Annotated in this window: 12 protein-coding genes and 3 tRNA genes; 5 read left to right on the top strand and 10 right to left on the bottom strand. The window is 66.6% G+C overall.

The window, feature by feature from the left end; all coding sequences use genetic code 11:
- Position 1: 1 nt before the first annotated feature.
- The 4 genes from dsrO to FHS03_RS06105 all read right to left on the bottom strand — a co-directional run bounded on the left by dsrO (position 2) and on the right by FHS03_RS06105 (position 1,293).
- Positions 2 to 742, bottom strand: a complete 741-nt coding sequence (dsrO, locus tag FHS03_RS06090; protein ID WP_183440147.1) for a sulfate reduction electron transfer complex DsrMKJOP subunit DsrO — start codon at positions 740 to 742, stop codon at positions 2 to 4.
- 165 nt (positions 743 to 907) lie between these two features.
- Positions 908 to 984 (bottom strand) — tRNA-Arg (locus tag FHS03_RS06095).
- Positions 985 to 1,038: 54 nt separating this feature from the next.
- A tRNA-Arg gene (locus FHS03_RS06100) sits at positions 1,039 to 1,115 on the bottom strand.
- A gap of 101 nt (positions 1,116 to 1,216) precedes the next feature.
- Positions 1,217 to 1,293, bottom strand: a tRNA-Arg gene (locus tag FHS03_RS06105).
- Between the two features lie 182 nt (positions 1,294 to 1,475).
- Between FHS03_RS06105 and FHS03_RS06110 the strand changes: the two genes are divergently transcribed.
- From FHS03_RS06110 to FHS03_RS06120, 3 genes are all read left to right on the top strand, one after another.
- Positions 1,476 to 2,297: a response regulator gene (locus FHS03_RS06110; RefSeq protein ID WP_183440148.1), complete on the top strand. Its 822-nt coding sequence runs from the start codon at positions 1,476 to 1,478 to the stop codon at positions 2,295 to 2,297.
- Positions 2,298 to 2,432: 135 nt separating this feature from the next.
- The gene (locus FHS03_RS06115) at positions 2,433 to 5,342 is read left to right on the top strand and encodes a hybrid sensor histidine kinase/response regulator (protein WP_183440149.1); all 2,910 of its coding nucleotides are present in this window, start codon (positions 2,433 to 2,435) and stop codon (positions 5,340 to 5,342) included.
- A 214-nt stretch (positions 5,343 to 5,556) separates the two neighbouring features.
- A complete protein-coding gene (locus FHS03_RS06120; RefSeq protein WP_183440150.1) occupies positions 5,557 to 6,573 on the top strand; it encodes a GGDEF domain-containing response regulator in 1,017 nt (338 codons plus the stop codon).
- Positions 6,574 to 6,628: 55 nt separating this feature from the next.
- Here the strand turns inward: FHS03_RS06120 and FHS03_RS06125 are convergent, their stop codons facing one another.
- Positions 6,629 to 7,039: a hypothetical protein gene (locus FHS03_RS06125; protein ID WP_183440151.1), complete on the bottom strand. Its 411-nt coding sequence runs from the start codon at positions 7,037 to 7,039 to the stop codon at positions 6,629 to 6,631.
- Positions 7,040 to 7,238: 199 nt separating this feature from the next.
- On the opposite strand from FHS03_RS06125, the gene FHS03_RS06130 reads away from it, so the two are divergent.
- On the top strand, positions 7,239 to 8,918 hold the full coding sequence (locus tag FHS03_RS06130; RefSeq protein WP_183440152.1) for a response regulator: 1,680 nt from the start codon (positions 7,239 to 7,241) through the stop codon (positions 8,916 to 8,918).
- A gap of 36 nt (positions 8,919 to 8,954) precedes the next feature.
- Here the strand turns inward: FHS03_RS06130 and FHS03_RS06135 are convergent, their stop codons facing one another.
- A complete protein-coding gene (locus FHS03_RS06135) occupies positions 8,955 to 9,467 on the bottom strand; it encodes a hemerythrin domain-containing protein (RefSeq protein ID WP_183440153.1) in 513 nt (170 codons plus the stop codon).
- Positions 9,468 to 9,631: 164 nt separating this feature from the next.
- On the opposite strand from FHS03_RS06135, the gene FHS03_RS06140 reads away from it, so the two are divergent.
- On the top strand, positions 9,632 to 10,339 hold the full coding sequence (locus FHS03_RS06140) for a sensor histidine kinase (protein ID WP_183440154.1): 708 nt from the start codon (positions 9,632 to 9,634) through the stop codon (positions 10,337 to 10,339).
- Between the two features lie 28 nt (positions 10,340 to 10,367).
- Here FHS03_RS06140 and FHS03_RS06145 read toward each other — a convergent pair whose 3' ends face one another.
- The 4 genes from FHS03_RS06145 to FHS03_RS06160 all read right to left on the bottom strand — a co-directional run bounded on the left by FHS03_RS06145 (position 10,368) and on the right by FHS03_RS06160 (position 14,801).
- On the bottom strand, positions 10,368 to 11,666 hold the full coding sequence (locus FHS03_RS06145; protein WP_183440155.1) for an NAD(P)/FAD-dependent oxidoreductase: 1,299 nt from the start codon (positions 11,664 to 11,666) through the stop codon (positions 10,368 to 10,370).
- Between the two features lie 44 nt (positions 11,667 to 11,710).
- Positions 11,711 to 12,202: a type 2 periplasmic-binding domain-containing protein gene (locus FHS03_RS06150; protein WP_183440156.1), complete on the bottom strand. Its 492-nt coding sequence runs from the start codon at positions 12,200 to 12,202 to the stop codon at positions 11,711 to 11,713.
- A gap of 108 nt (positions 12,203 to 12,310) precedes the next feature.
- Positions 12,311 to 13,147, bottom strand: a complete 837-nt coding sequence (locus FHS03_RS06155; RefSeq protein WP_229426090.1) for a transporter — start codon at positions 13,145 to 13,147, stop codon at positions 12,311 to 12,313.
- A 58-nt stretch (positions 13,148 to 13,205) separates the two neighbouring features.
- A complete protein-coding gene (locus tag FHS03_RS06160) occupies positions 13,206 to 14,801 on the bottom strand; it encodes a hypothetical protein (RefSeq protein WP_371871606.1) in 1,596 nt (531 codons plus the stop codon).
- Positions 14,802 to 14,820: the final 19 nt, after the last annotated feature.

Consider the following 14,820-nt stretch of genomic DNA (forward strand, 5'->3'; position numbering starts at 1 on the left):
CTCATGCTCCTTGCATCTCGGGACGCCACATCATTTCGGCGGCGGAATCGCCGTCGACGCGGCCGGCCAGCTCCTTGTCCAGGCCGATGTAGAAAACGTGGGGCTTGGTGCCCGCTTCCGGTTTCAGCACGCTGACCTGGCCTTCCGCTTCTTTCAGGCGGCGGCTGATTTCGCTGTTGGGATCATTCACGTCGCCGAAGATGCGCGCGCCGCCGACGCAGGTTTCCACGCAGGCCGGCAGCAGGCCGACATCCACGCGGTGCACGCAGAAAGTGCATTTGTCGGCCTTGCCGGTGTGGTGGTTGATGAAGCGCGCCTCATACGGACAGGCTTGCACGCAGTAGGCGCAGCCGACGCAGCGGTCGCCGTCGACCAGCACGATGCCGTCCTCGCGCTTGTAGGTGGCGCTGACCGGGCAGACCGGAATGCAAGGCGGTTCTTCGCAGTGGTTGCACAGGCGCGGCAGCACAGCCAGGCCGGACTGGCCGGTTTCGGTGCGCACGGCATAGGTGGCGACAGTGGTGCGGAATTGGCCGATGGGCAGGTCGTTTTCCATCGAACAGCTGATGGTGCAGGCTTGGCAGGCGATGCAGCGGCGCGTGTCGACCAGCATGCCCCAGTGCGGCGCGCCCTGGCCGGCGGGCGCGGCGTCGGCCTGGGTGGCGGTGGCGGCCAGGCCGGCCGTCACGGCGGGCAGCGCGCTCAGGAAAAAGCGCCGGGAGAGATTGGCTTGATTGCTCATGTGAAGCTCCGTAGTTTTACGGCTTCACTTTATTCTTTTAAGCAATATTCGGAAATTGGAAGAAATATCGAGCGGGATAGGGAAAACTCCCTATTACAAGTCACGCTACTCAAGGCGGAAAAGAAAAAGGGCCAGCGCTTTCACGCTGACCCTTTTTCCTACTACTGGTGCGGCTGGCAGGAATCGAACCCACGACCCCTTGGTTCGTAGCCAAGTACTCTATCCAGCTGAGCTACAGCCGCAAAACTTTCACTTCCAACCCATCGCTCGACAGCGACAGGCCTTACTACACAATCTGGTGCGGCTGGCAGGAATCGAACCCACGACCCCTTGGTTCGTAGCCAAGTACTCTATCCAGCTGAGCTACAGCCGCAAAAACTTCTCACAATAATAACAGGCGCTTTACAATACTTCAAACCCTGCTATTTTTACTGCACCCCGCCGCTCGACAGCGGCAAGTCTTACTGCAAATTCTGGTGCGGCTGGCAGGAATCGAACCCACGACCCCTTGGTTCGTAGCCAAGTACTCTATCCAGCTGAGCTACAGCCGCTTAAGCAATACTGCAAAACTATCTGCTTCTTGCTTTCTTTCGTAACGTTGTTCGCGAAAGAAGCAAGATTATAGGGAGGCTTTGCCCTCTTGTCCAGAGTGAAGTAAAAGAATTTTTCAACGGCAGAGTCTGTGGATTGGTGTACGATTTCCCCCAGTTTGCGTTTTTATAATGATGGAAGAATGACTGGAGAAGACAAACTGGCTGCCTGCGACTGGTCGCGCAGCCCCCTCGGCCAACCGGCCCAGTGGCCCCATACCCTGCGCCTGAGCGTGGACATCATGCTCAACAGCCCCCAGCCCATGCTGCTGATGTGGGGCCGGCAGCGGGTCATGCTGTGCAACGACGCCTATATAGAACTGGCCGGCCCACCCGCGCTGCAGGCGCCGGGCGGCACCGTGCCGTCCATGCTGCCGGCCGCGTGGAGCTGGAATCCGGCGGCGCTGGAACAGGCCTGGCAGGGCCGCGCCCTGGCTTTCCGTGCCCAGGCCTTGCAGCTGTGGCGCGGCGGCAAACCGGCCAGCGCCAGTCTCGACCTGTATTACACGCCGCTGCGCAATGCCGAGGGCGGCGTCGAGGGCATCCTGTGCGCCCTGCGCGAAGCGGCGCCGCTGCCCGCCGCCGCCGCCGCGGCGCAGGCGCCGGCCGGCCTGCGCATTCTGGTGGTCGAGGACAATCTGGATGCGCAATACCTGGTGTGCGAAATGCTGCAAACCTTCGGCCACCAGGTGCAGGCCGTGGCGCGCGCCGAAGACGCGCTGCAGCGGCTGGACGCGTCCAGCTTCGACATCCTGTTCAGCGATATCAGCCTGCCCGGCATGTCGGGCGTGGAACTGGGCCGCCTGGCCTTGCAGCGCCAGCCCGGCCTGAAAATCATGTTCGCCTCGGGCTATGGCCAAGCCTTGCTGCAACAGCTGGACTTCCCCGCCCTGTCCCTGCAAAAGCCTTACGATATCGAGCAGTTGCAGGCGGCGTTGGCCCGCCTGGCGCCGCCGCCCCGCTGAAACTGCGCTGAAACCGCGCCAGCTACCGGTATTCGGCGTGTAATGGGCGCAACGGTGTGGCCGCTTTGGCAAGGCCGCAGCTACAATGCTTGCACGGCGCGGCAAGGAGGCCGCGCCGCCACCGCGTGAAACTGCATGAGCTATCGACCCCGTCCACCAGGCCCATCCACCCGCCACTCCGCGCCACCGTTGCTGCCCGCGACGGCAGGCGGCTTGCAGCTGTCCGCCGCCCAGCTGCACACGGTATTGGACAGCATTACCGATGGCCTGGCCGTGCTCGATCCGCAGTGGAATATCGTCTATCTCAACGCGCGCGCCGAAGACCTGATCCATGCGCGCACGCCGGAACGCCCCACACCGCTGGGCAAGAACCTGTGGCAGGAATTTCCCGCCCTGCGCCATACCGTGCTGGAAGAACGCTTCCGCCACGCGCTGGCCGGCCAGCAGACCGTCAGTTTCGAGCTCTACTACACGCCGCGCGCGCGCTGGCTGGAAGTGCGCGCCTTCCCTTCCAGCGAAGGGCTGACCGCCTATATCCAGGACATCACCCGCCGCAAGGACGATGAGCGCGCCCTGCGCGACAGCAGCAAGCGCCTGCAGGTGGCGCTGAGCACCGGCCAGCTCGGCGACTGGAGCGGCGATATGCACAGCCGCACCGTCATTCTCGGCCGCCGCGCCGCCGTGCTCTTCGATCTGCCGGAAGAAACGCCCCTCCCCTGGACAGCACTGCGCGACCGCGTGCTGCGCGAGGACTGGGACGCGGTCTGGCAAGCGTTCCAGCAGGCGCGCGCCAGCGCCAGCGATTTCCAGACCGAGTGCCGGGTGCAGCATGGCGGCGGCGAGCGCCTGTGGCTGCGCGTGGCGGGCCGCTTCAACTATGGCGAGGGCGGTGAGCTGCTGGGCATGACCGGCATGGTGCAGGACGTCAGCACGCGCAAGGCGGCCGAAGACACGCTGCGCCACAGCCAGGAAGAATTACGCGCCCTGGCCAACTCGATTCCGCAACTGGCCTGGATCGCCCACTTCGACGGCAATATGGTGTGGTACAACGAGCGCTGGTATGAATACACCGGCACCTCGCCCGAGCAGGCGTTGAACCATGGCTGGGAAGAAGTCTACGAGCCGGACTCCCTGCCCGCCATGAAGGCGCGCTGGCGCGAATCGCTGCGCAGCGGCACGCCCTTCGAAATGGAATTCCCGATCCGCGGCGCCGACGGCCATTACCGCTGGTTCCTGACGCGCGCCAATCCCGTGCGCGACAGCACCGGCCAGTTGCGCTGCTGGTTCGGCACCAGCACCGATGTCGACCAGGTCAAGCGCGCGCAGGAAGCGCTGCGCGAGGAAAGCAAGATGCTCGAAGTGCTGAACAGCACCGGCAATGCGCTGGCGCAGCGGCGCGAGCTGCGCCCCCTGCTGCAGGACGTGACCGCCGCCGCCGCCGACATCAGCGGCGCGCGCTTTGCCGCCTTCTATTACCGGGACGAAGGCGGCGCACCGCTCTACACGGTGGCCGGCCAGGCGCCCGACGCCTTCCGCCGCCTGCCGCTGCGCCGCGCCGCCGCGCTGCTGGCGCCGGTCTTGCGCGGCGCCGCCATCCTGCGCAGCGCGGATGCGCCGGACGACCCGGCCTTGCGCAGCTATCTGGCGCTGCCCGTGCGCTCGGGCAGCAGCGCGGTGCTGGGCGCCCTCTTCTTCGGCCATCCGGAGCCGGACATGTTCAGCGAGCGTACCGAACGCATCGTCGCCGGCTTTGCCGCCCAGGCCGGCGTGGCCCTGGACAACGCCCGTCTCAACGAGGCGATGCGCCACGCCGCCGAGGAGCGCCGCCTGCTGCTCGACAGCGAACGCGGCGCGCGCGCCGAGGCCGAGCGCACCAGCCAGATGAAGGATGAATTCCTGGCCACCCTGTCGCACGAGCTGCGCACGCCGCTGACGGCGATCCTGGGCTGGGCCCAGGTGCTGCGGCGCGGCAGCCGCGACCAGGCCGACCTCAACCGCGGCCTGGAAACCATCGAGCGCAATGCGCGCGCCCAAGCCCAGTTGATCGAGGACTTGCTCGATATGAGCCGCATCACCTCGGGCAAGGTGCAACTCGACATGCAACAGATCTCGCCGCTGACCATCCTCGACGCCGTGATCGAAACCGTGCGCCCGGCGGCCGAGGCCAAGCATATCCGCATCGAGCGCGACTACCAGGCCAAGGTGCTGGTGGCGGCCGATCCCAGCCGCCTGCAGCAGGTGATGTGGAATCTGCTCAGCAATGCGCTCAAGTTCACGCCCCATGGCGGCGCGGTCCAGCTCAGCGTCGGCCTGGTCGGCGGCCTGGTCGAGATCGTCGTCAGCGACAACGGCATCGGCATCGAACCCGCATTCTTGGCCCATGTCTTCGAGCGCTTCCGCCAGGCCGACGCCTCGACCACGCGCCGCCACGGCGGGCTGGGCCTGGGCCTGTCCATCGTCAAGCACCTGGTCGAGCAGCATGGCGGCACGGTAGCCGCGGCCAGCGCCGGCGCCGGCCGCGGCGCCAGTTTCACGGTGCGCCTGCCGCTCGCGTCCGGTCCGGCCCTGCCGCTGCGGCCGGCCCGCCCGCCGGCGCCGCCGCCGGCGGCCGCCTTCGCCTTGCCGGACCGCCGCGAACTGGGCGGCCTGCGCGTGCTGGTGGTGGACGACGAGACCGATGCGCGCGAGCTGATCCAGCGTATACTGGGGGATAACCAGGCCAGCGTGACGCTGGCCGCCAGCGCGGCCGAGGCGCTCAAGCTGGCGCGGCGCCAGCGCTTCGACCTGTTGCTGACCGATATCGGCATGCCCGGGACCGATGGCTTTGAACTGCTGGCGCGCATCCGCGCCCTCGGTGCGGCGCGTGGTGGCAATCTGCCGGCCATTGCGCTGACCGCCTTCGCCCGCTCGGAAGACCGGCTGCGCGTGCTGGAAAGCGGCTTCCTCGACCACTTGGCCAAGCCGGTCGAGCCGGCCCAGTTACTGGCCGCCGTGGCGCTGGCGGCGCGCCAGGCGGGCCGCGCGGCGCCACCCGCCCTGGCTTGAAACGCCATGGCTTTATTACACGGGTTGTTATTAAATAATTTATAATTGTTTCTGCAGCTCCTACTCAAACACGCGGCAATGTCCTACAAGCAACTTGTTCACTCTTTGCTACACTGCAAAGACTGAGGTGCGCCGTCTGGGAAACCGGCGCGCTACACTTTGAGTTTCCCACTGCGGCCCCAGCCGCGGTAGATGAAAGCGATGCGAGAACACTATGCCCAGTCCAGATGAGATCCTGAACGCCAAGATCCTGGTGGTGGACGACTGCGCCGACAATATCGAGCTGATGCTCGAAATCCTGCGCGAGGCCGGCTACACCAATGTCACGGCGACAATGCTGCCCGAGCAGGTGTGCGCCCTGCATCGCCAGCATTGCTACGACCTCATCCTGCTGGACTTGCAGATGCCGGAATTGAACGGCTTCCAGGTCATGAAGGGCTTGAAGGAAATCGAGCAGCAAGGCTATCTGCCGGTGCTGGCCCTGACGGCCCAGCCCAGCTTCAAGATCGCCGCGCTGGAAGCGGGCGCGCGCGACTTCATCAGCAAGCCTTTCGACCTGCTCGAAGTGCACAAGCGCATCCACAATATGCTCGAGGTGCGCCTCTTGTATAAGGAATTGGCCCAGTACAGCCGCCAGCAGCAGGAGCTGGCCCTGCACGACCCGCTGACGGGCCTGCCCAACCGGCGCCTGCTGGAAGACCGCATCGCCACCACCTTGCAGCACGCCGCGCGCCACCAGCGCAAGGCGGCCGTCATGTACCTGGACCTGGATGGCTTCAAGGCCATCAACGACACCCACGGCCATGCCTATGGCGACGACATCCTGAAGCAGGTGGCACAGCGCCTGGTCGGCTGCTCGCGCAAGGAAGACACCGTGGCGCGCGTGGGCGGTGATGAATTCGTGATCGTGCTGGGCGAGGTGGGCGGCCTGGGCGACGCCCAGGAACCGGCGTCCAAGCTGATCGAAGTGGTGGCCGAACCCTACCAGGTCAATGGCCTGACCTTGAGCCTGTCGACCAGCATCGGCATCGCCCTCTATCCCGAAGACGCCGGCAGCGTGGAGGAGATCATCCACGCCGCCGACAACGCCCTGTACGAAGCCAAGCGCTCCGGCAAGAACCGCTTCTGCGCCGCCGCGGCCCTGCACCAGGCCCAGGCGCATGCCCAGCCGCTGCCGGCCGCCGGCGCGCGCCACCTGACGGCGCAAGCGGCCATCGGCAGCGCCGCCTGATGCGCCCGCCTCGGCGCGGGGCGCGGCGGCGGGTCGACTTCCTGGCAAGCAGGCCTCAATGCGTGGCCGCCTTGTCCTTCTCCGCCGCCTCCTCGATCTTGCCGGCATGCTGGTGGTCGCCTTGCGCATCGACCATCTCCGGCGCCACCTCGATGCGCGTGATGCCGGCATCGACCGAGATCGGGTCGCTGGCCGGGAAGGTCATTTCCACCGCCTCGTCCAGCAGGGTTTCCTTGGCCTTGTCTTCGGGCCGGTCCTGTTCCTCGTCGGCCAGGGTGGCGATGGCGCAGGCCCATTTGACGAAGTTCAGGTTGGCCAAGTCGCGCACGGTGGTCACATTGAAGGCTTGCTGCAAGGCTTTGGCGTCCTTGCCGCTGAGGCCGCGCAGGGCGCTGACCGGCGCCGACGCCAAGTCCTTGAAACATTTGCCGACGTAATCCTGGTCTACCACGGTATCGATATTCATGATGCGTCCTTTCTCGGAGTGGGTTTCCTGTATGCACGGTGACACTATGGCATGGCCCTTGCGCGCTGTATGTGCGGAAGCGAACACCCCTTGCGCGCAATTGGAACGCCGTTTTTTTCTTTGAATCAGCCGTGCTATGATCGGCTCGATGCTTGTCCCTCAGCATCGTTGCGGCAGCAGACTAAAGTAGAACGATAAAGTGCCTAAAGCAGACAAACCCAAGATTCTGGTCGTCAACGACGACGCCAACAGCCTGTTCGCACTGACGAGCTTGCTGGCGCAATGGGCGGAACAGGAATCCTATGAAGTGGTGGCGGCCCGCTCCGGCGAGGAGGCGCTGCGCCAGGTACTCACGCATGACTTCGCCGTCATCCTGCTCGACGTGAATATGCCGGGCATGGACGGCTTTGAAACGGCCGAAGCCATCCACCAGCGGCCGCGCTCGGCCGATATCCCCATCATCTTCATCACCGCCTTCGTGGCCGACGAGCTGGACCGGCTGAAAGCTTATCAGCAGGGCGCCGTCGATTTCCTGTTCACGCCGGTGATCCCGCAAGTGCTGTTCGCCAAGATCGCCGTCTTCGTCACCTTGGCGATGAAAAACGAGGAATTGAAGAAGCAGGCGCGCCAGCTGAGCCAGCGCACCACCGACCTGATTGCCAGCAACGAGCGCTTGATGCGCGAGATCGAGGAGCGCAAGACGGCCGAACGGCAAAACCATGCCAAGGACGAGTTCCTGGCCATGCTGGGCCATGAGCTGCGCAATCCGCTCTCGGCCATCAGCAGCGCCGCCTCGCTGATCGGCCTGCCCGGCGTGTCGGTCGAGGCGGTCGGCCGCGCCAAGCAGATCATCCAGCGCCAGAGCGGCCACCTGGGCCGCATCGTCGACGACCTGCTCGACCTGAGCCGCGCCATGTCGGGCAAGATCCTGCTCAACCGCGCGCCGCTCGACCTGGCGGCGCTGGCCGCGAGCTGCCTCGACACTTACCGCACCACGGGGCGCAGCGCCGGCTACGACATCACGCTGGCGGCCGAACCCTGCTGGGTCGAGGGCGATGCCACGCGGCTCGAGCAGATCCTCAACAATCTGCTCGACAATGCGCTCAAATACACCCAGCCCGGCGGCCAGATCGAGGTCACGGCCGAGGTGGAAGACGAGGACGTGGTGCTGAGCCTGCACGATAGCGGGGTCGGCATCGCGCCCGAACTATTGCCCCATGTGTTCGACGTGTTCGTGCAGGGCACCAGCACGCTCGACCGCGCGCAAGGCGGCCTGGGCATCGGCCTGGCCCTGGTGCGGCGCCTGGTCGAACTGCATGGCGGCAGCGTGACCGCCCATAGCGACGGCGGCGGCGGCGAAGGCAGCACCTTCGTCATCCGCCTGCCGCGCACCGAACGTCTCCCTGTAGCGAAAGACTGCGATATGGACTCCCTGCAACAAGGCAAACCCGCCGTCCTGCTGATCGAGGACAATGAAGACGGCCGCGAAATGATGTCGATGATGCTGAGCTGCTACGGCTATCAGGTGCACCATGCGGCCGACGGCCTGCAAGGCCTGGCCGTGGCCGCCAGCGCGCGGCCCGATGTGGCCCTGGTCGATATCGGCCTGCCCGGCATCGACGGCTATGAAGTGGCGCGCCGCCTGCGCGCCAATCCCGCCACCCGGCAGATCCGCCTGATCGCCCTCACCGGCTACGGCCTGGCCGAAGACCAGCGCCGCGTGCTCGACGCCGGCTTCGATATGCATCTGGTGAAACCGGTCGACATCGACAACCTGATGCTGGCGATCGGCGGCGCGCCGTCCGCCGCGGAGGCTGCCCCGCCGGCGCCCGCCGCCGTGCCGGCCAGCGCCCCGGCCACGGCCAGCGCCGGCCATTAAGCCCGCGGCGCGCCGGCTAGCGGCCGCCGCCCCGGCTCAGGCATGGGGTCGGCCGCGCTGCGGGCTGGCGCCGGGCAGCGGACGCGGCGGCACGAAGTCGATTTCCTCCTTGCGTGCCGCGACCTGCTGGCCCAGCGCCTGCAAATCCAAGCCGGCCCGCTTGGCGCTGGGGAAGATCTCCCCCTCCTCTTCCTTGACGTGGTGCAGGATATATTCGCTGAGCACCTTGAGTTTGGCGTCATACAGCTCATCGTGCGGGTCGGCTTCCATGATCTGGGCAATCAGCTCCTTGGCCGAAGCATGTTCCACGGTCGCCTCGTCGATCAAGTCTTCATTCTCGCGCGCGGCGGCGCGGATGGCCGGATAGAACACCTCTTCCTCCGCCGTGGCGTGACGGGTCAGCTCCAGGCAGATTTCCTCGGCCAGCTTTTTCTTGCTGGCGAAGGCCCGGTCGCCCAGTTCTTCATATTGCTGGAACATGGCTTTCACATTGGCATGGTCTTGCTTGAGCAGGCTCAAAACGTCCTGCGACTTGGCGGCGGCGCTCATAAAAACTCCCGGAAAAGGTTGGAAAGAGCGCCAAGCATCCCAGTTCCGGCCGGCGCCGTATGTGCGCGGACTAACGATTGCGCCAGTGCGACATTGCTTGCCAACCTCGGGTATCATCGCGCCATAACAACAAACCGGACTCACCTCCACTACTCTTGCGACCTATGTCCTTACCGGTACACCCCCTTCCCCCGGAGAGCGCCGACGTGGCGGAGCTGCGCGAACTGCTGGGCCACGTCTACACTTGCTGGGATAATGAAAAGCGCTTGCTGGCGCGCCAGCTGCACGACAGCATGGGCTCCTCGCTGACGGCCCTGACCATGCACCTGGGCCTGCTGGCATCCAAGCTGCCGCAGGAACCCGCCCTGCTGGACCGGGCGGCGCAGATGAAAAATCTGCTGCACGCCATCATCGACACCAACCGCCAGATGCAGCACAAGCTGTGGAATGACAAGCTGGAATTTCTCGGCGTGCGCGTGGCGCTGAGCGAGCTGGTCGAGCAATTCGGCCAGCAGCACCGGCTGACGGCGCGCTGCAGCCTGCCCGATGACGAGCCGATGTGCCCGCGCGGCCATAGCGTGGTGCTGCTGCGCACGCTCGAAGAAGGCTTGCGCAATGTCCTGGCCCACGCCCAGGCCAGCGAAATCGATGTGATCGTGGACGATAACGATGAGCAGATCATGCTCACTGTGCGCGACAACGGCGTCGGCCCGCAGCCGGCCAAGGACAGCGACGGCGCGACCCGCTACAGCCTGCGCGCCCTGCGCGAACGCGCGCTCTACCTGGGCGGCAGCCTGAACCTGCTGGCCGCCACGCCCGGCCCCGGCGCCTGCTTGACCGTGATCCTGCCGAAACCAGCGCCGGCCGTCTGAACGCTGCTGGCGCCGTCTTGCGCCGCCGCTAGTGCAGCTTGACCAGCGGCGTGCTGCGCTTGATCAGGAAGCGTGCCAGCGCCAGCACGCCGGTGCGCACCGTGCCCAGCACCGCCTGGTGGTGCAGCAGGTGCAGGCTGACGTACATCAGGCGCGCAAACAGGCCTTCCACGAACCAGTTCAAGCCTTTGAGCGATCCCATCAGACTGCCCACCGAGGTCGACTGGCCGAACGACACCAGGGAGCCGTAATCGCGGTAGGCATACGGCGCCGTTGGCGGCGGCCGGCCCTCGGCCTGGCGCACAAACGTTTCCAGCAGATAGTCGGCCTGCTGGTGGGCGGCTTGGGCGCGCGGCGGCACCGGCTTGCCGTCGGCGCCGACGCAATGGGCGCAATCGCCCAGCGCATAGATATCGGGGAAGCCCGGCACGGCCAGGTCGCCGCCGACCTCGATCTGTCCGCCCTTGGCCAGCGGCAGGCCCAATTCGCCGAGCAAGGACGGCGCCTTGATGCCGGCGGCCCAGACCACGAGGTCGGCCGCGTACTCCTGCCCGCCCTGCACCGTCACTTTCTCATCCGTGATGGCGGTGACGCGGGTCTCCGTCGCCACCGTGATGGCCCGCTGCTGCAGCAGCTTGAGCGCGGCCGCGGACACCCGCTCCGGCAGCGGCGCCAGGATGCGCGGCGCGCCTTCGAGCAGGGTGATGCGCACATCCTGGAGCGGATCGAGCTGGCCGGAACCGTAGGTGGCGTACACGCCGCTCGCCTCGCGCAGTTCGGCCGCCAGCTCGACGCCGGTGGCGCCGCCGCCGATGATGACCACATCCACGCCGCTGCGCGCGCGGCTGGCCTTTTCCAGCTCGGCCTTGACCAGCAGCTTGAGCAGGGTCAGACGGAAGCGTTCCGCGTCTTCGGTGGCGTTCAGGGAAATCGTGTGTTCGGCCGCGCCCGGCACGCCGAAGTAATTCGAGGTGCTGCCGACGGCCAGCACCAGGGCGTCGTAGCCGATCTGGCGCTGCGGTAAGATGGTTTCGCCACGCTCGCCGTCGATGGCGCCCACGGTGAAGCTGCGGCTGGCGGCATCGAGCGCCGTCAGCGGACCGTAGACATAGGTGAAGTGGTTGTCATGCGCCAGCATCTGGTAGGACAGGCCTTCCTGGTGGATGTCCAGGGTGCCCGCCGCCACCTCGTGCAGCGAAGGTTTCCAGATATGGTAGAGCCGGCTATCCACCAGCATCACCTGGCCGGGTCCGAGCTTGCGGCCCAGCTTGCAGGCCAGTTCCAGGCCGCCCGCCCCGCCTCCAACGATCACAAACTTGCTATGCAAACCTTGCTCCTTTCGTGTGGAAGGCCATGGCGGCGGCAGCGGCCTCAGTCGCGATGCTTGCCGTGGCCCCGGTTGTGCTTATCCTCGTGCTTGTCGTGCTTGTCGTGCTTGTCGTGGCCCTTGCCATGGCCATGCCCATTGCCGTGGCCGTGCTCCGGTTCATGGCGTCGCTCTTCGCGATACTCATGGTGGTGTTCGTTGCGATGGCGCGGCGCGTAGTCGTTCAGATACCAGTCATCGCGCACGAAATAGACTTGGCGGCCGCAAGCGTTATACCGGCCGCAATGCTTGCTCCAGTGCTTGGCATGGCCGGGCGGCACGCGCAGGTACAGCGGCTCGCGGATCACGCGCACGGGGCGCTGGATGATAACGGGCTGGGCGTACAACACGGGCGGCGGCGGCATATTGCCGATATCGATGCGGCCGTAAAAACCGGGCTGGCCGATATTGATGGATACGCCCACATCGGCGGCGCTGGCGGCCGGTGCGGCGGAAACGGCGGCCAGCAGGCTGGCTGCGAGGATCAGGGTCTTCATGGCTATCTTACTAATGGCTGGTTCAGGGGGCGTTCTCATCTGCGCACCCTTGTGACATTGTAACGAAAGCGCTTTCTGTCCGTATGTTCGCCAGCGCACATAGCTTCCTTAGCGGAAATTTGCCAGCGGGAATACCACGCCCGCGAACATCGACCAGTCCGTGCTGCGCGTATTGAGCCCCTTGGCCACGCCGACATCGAAGGCCAGGCGCGAATGCGGGGTATAGGCGGCGGCCAGCAGCAGCTGGGCCGTACTGCCGGCGCCATGGCGCTGCGTGCCCGACAATTCCGCCGTCGCGCCCCAGCGCTCGGCCACGGGCAGGGAAAAGGAGGCCGACACGCCCTTCTGCAGCCGTCCCGCGCCCTCGTCCACCCGGCCCAGGCGCTGCAGGTTCAGGTTGGCATCCAGATGCAGGCGGCCGAAGTCGCGGCTGTAAATGCCGTTCACGCCGTAATCGCTTTTGCCGCTGCCCAGGCCATCGCGCGCGGTGGGCGCCTTGGCGCTCAGCTCCAGGCCCAGCACCGTGGCCTCGTCCAGGCGCAGCGCGCGCTTCAGCGTCGCCGTCAGGTCGCCGATGCCGCGCTGGCGGCCGCTGTCCGGCGCGCGGGCGCTGATCCAGGCTTCGCCGCCCAGCAGCACACCCCAGTCTTCATTGAACGCCAGCTTCAGCAGCACGGGCAGACTGGCGCGGCGCGCACCGTCGTCGCGCGCGCGCAGGCCACCCACTTCCATTTCCAGCTGGCCCGGCGCCGGCAAGGAGGCCGGACTCGAGACCGAAGGCCGGTAAGGCAGGACCGGCGGCCCGTCCTCGGCGGCCTGCGCCGGCCAGGCCAGCGCCGCGCCGGTTGCCATCAGCAGCGCGGGCGCCAGCCGCCGGAACGGCGCCGCATCCACGCCGGCGGCACGGCGCGCACCCACGGTTTTTCCCTGCGATGTCTTCTGCATGATTGTGCTTTCCGCTCGCGCCCCGGCCGAAACCGGCCGGATGGCGCAGCTCATCTTATCAGGCGCGGGCCAAGTCTGCTTGCAGCTGGCTGATGGCGGCCCGCGACTGGCTGATCACCTTGTCGGCGATGCGCTTGCGCATGCTCTGCACCCGCCCCGCCGCCTCCGCTTCGAGCAGCAGCGGCGTCAGCAACTGCACCGCCGATTCGTGGAAGCTGGCGGCAATGCGGTCGAGCTGGGCGCAGAAGACGGCGTCGGCATCGTTCAAGCGCTTGCGCAAGCCTTCCTCGAAAGCGCGGCGCTTGTCCTGGATTTCCGAACGCTTGCGCCGGCCGCCATCGTTGAGCCATTTGAAGGCGCCCGCCAGCAGCACCGCGCCGCCGACAAAGGGCGCCACCGGCGCCACAGCCGGCAACACCACCGCCATGCCGAAGATGTACAGGGCGGTGCCGGTACCGGCCGCCGCCACCGCGCCGCCCATCAGCGTGACATTGGCGGCCGTGTCGACGCGGTTGGCCAGCCGCGTGCCGATGCGCAGGCGCGGCATCAGGCGCGCCAGGGCCGCGTGGTGCTGGCGTTCCAGCGCCGTCGACTGGCCGCCGCGGATATCGGCCTGGAACAGGCGCAGATCCTGGTTCAGCAACTCCAGCGCTTCTTCCTTGCGCCGCACCACGCGGTCCAGGCGGCGCTCCATTTCCTGGCCGAACTGGTCGCGCGCGATGCTGTCCCACACATCCTCGTCCTTCCACTGGTCGGTGTGCAGGCGCTCGGTGATGGCCAGCTCGATGGCGTTGCCGGCGTCGTGCACCACGTCGTCGATGTCCTGCCACAACATGCGGCGCTCATAGGCGACACGGGAATCGACCAGCGCCAGCCGTTGCTGCACCTGGCGCTTGAGCTGGGAAGCCGCCATCAGCAGGCTCGACGCGCCCGCCTCGCAAGCCAGCACCGGGCCGGCGTTCTCCTGGTAGACGGCGATGCCCTCGCTGATGGCGGCAATCGCCTCGCGCACCAGGGCCAGCAATTGCTGCTGGTCCGGCATGCCGCCCTTGAAGCCGCGCGCGTGGTCGAGCAGCTCGGCCTGGCCGGTGCTGCGGCCGAAATCGGCCACCGCGTCAACCAGGCCGCGCCCCATGACCAGCTTGCGCGCCTGGCTGCCCAGATTGTTCAGCAGGCGGCGCTCGTCCTCGGGCGGCAGGCCGAACAGCTGGTCGGGCCGCAGCCGCAGGTTCAGGGCGCGCGCGAACTTGTGGGCCAGCGGCCGCGCCTGCCGGCCTTGCAGGGCCAGCAGGGGCTTGACCAGGGCGAAGGCGCCGTCGCGGGCGGCGGCATCGGTATCGGCGCTGGCGCGGCCCAGGGTGCCGAGCGCCCAGTCCACCGTGACGCCCGACTCGATGGCGTTGAGCACCACGGCGGTAAACAGAGCCGAGGCCTTGCCTTCGCCGGCGATATCGGTAATGGCGGCAAACTGGGCCAGGGTGAGCGTGCCATCGGCGGCGGCAACGGCGCCGACGGCGCGCGCCAGGCTGGCATGAAAGCCCAGGTCGGAACAGAGGTACTCGTCCAGCGAGCGGATGTGGACCACATGCTCGGGGACGGCGGCAACGGCGGCGGGGGCAGCGCTGGAAACGGTAGCGCCAAAGATGCTGTTCACAGCTTTCTCCTTTCGCTCC

The organism is Pseudoduganella violacea (assembly GCF_014191875.1).
GTDB lineage: Bacteria > Pseudomonadota > Gammaproteobacteria > Burkholderiales > Burkholderiaceae_D > Rugamonas > Rugamonas violacea_A.

Excerpts from the sequence above, each read along its gene's own strand:
- FHS03_RS06140 (WP_183440154.1), top strand. The coding sequence starts at position 9,632 with ATGTCCTTACCGGTACACCCCCTTCCCCCGGAGAGCGCCGACGTGGCG.
- dsrO (WP_183440147.1), bottom strand. The coding sequence starts at position 742 with ATGAGCAATCAAGCCAATCTCTCCCGGCGCTTTTTCCTGAGCGCGCTG.
- FHS03_RS06135 (WP_183440153.1), bottom strand. The coding sequence starts at position 9,467 with ATGAGCGCCGCCGCCAAGTCGCAGGACGTTTTGAGCCTGCTCAAGCAA.
- FHS03_RS06120 (WP_183440150.1), top strand. The coding sequence starts at position 5,557 with ATGCCCAGTCCAGATGAGATCCTGAACGCCAAGATCCTGGTGGTGGAC.
- FHS03_RS06125 (WP_183440151.1), bottom strand. The coding sequence starts at position 7,039 with ATGAATATCGATACCGTGGTAGACCAGGATTACGTCGGCAAATGTTTC.
- FHS03_RS06150 (WP_183440156.1), bottom strand. The coding sequence starts at position 12,202 with ATGAAGACCCTGATCCTCGCAGCCAGCCTGCTGGCCGCCGTTTCCGCC.
- FHS03_RS06155 (WP_229426090.1), bottom strand. The coding sequence starts at position 13,147 with ATGCAGAAGACATCGCAGGGAAAAACCGTGGGTGCGCGCCGTGCCGCC.
- FHS03_RS06110 (WP_183440148.1), top strand. The coding sequence starts at position 1,476 with ATGACTGGAGAAGACAAACTGGCTGCCTGCGACTGGTCGCGCAGCCCC.
- FHS03_RS06115 (WP_183440149.1), top strand. The coding sequence starts at position 2,433 with ATGAGCTATCGACCCCGTCCACCAGGCCCATCCACCCGCCACTCCGCG.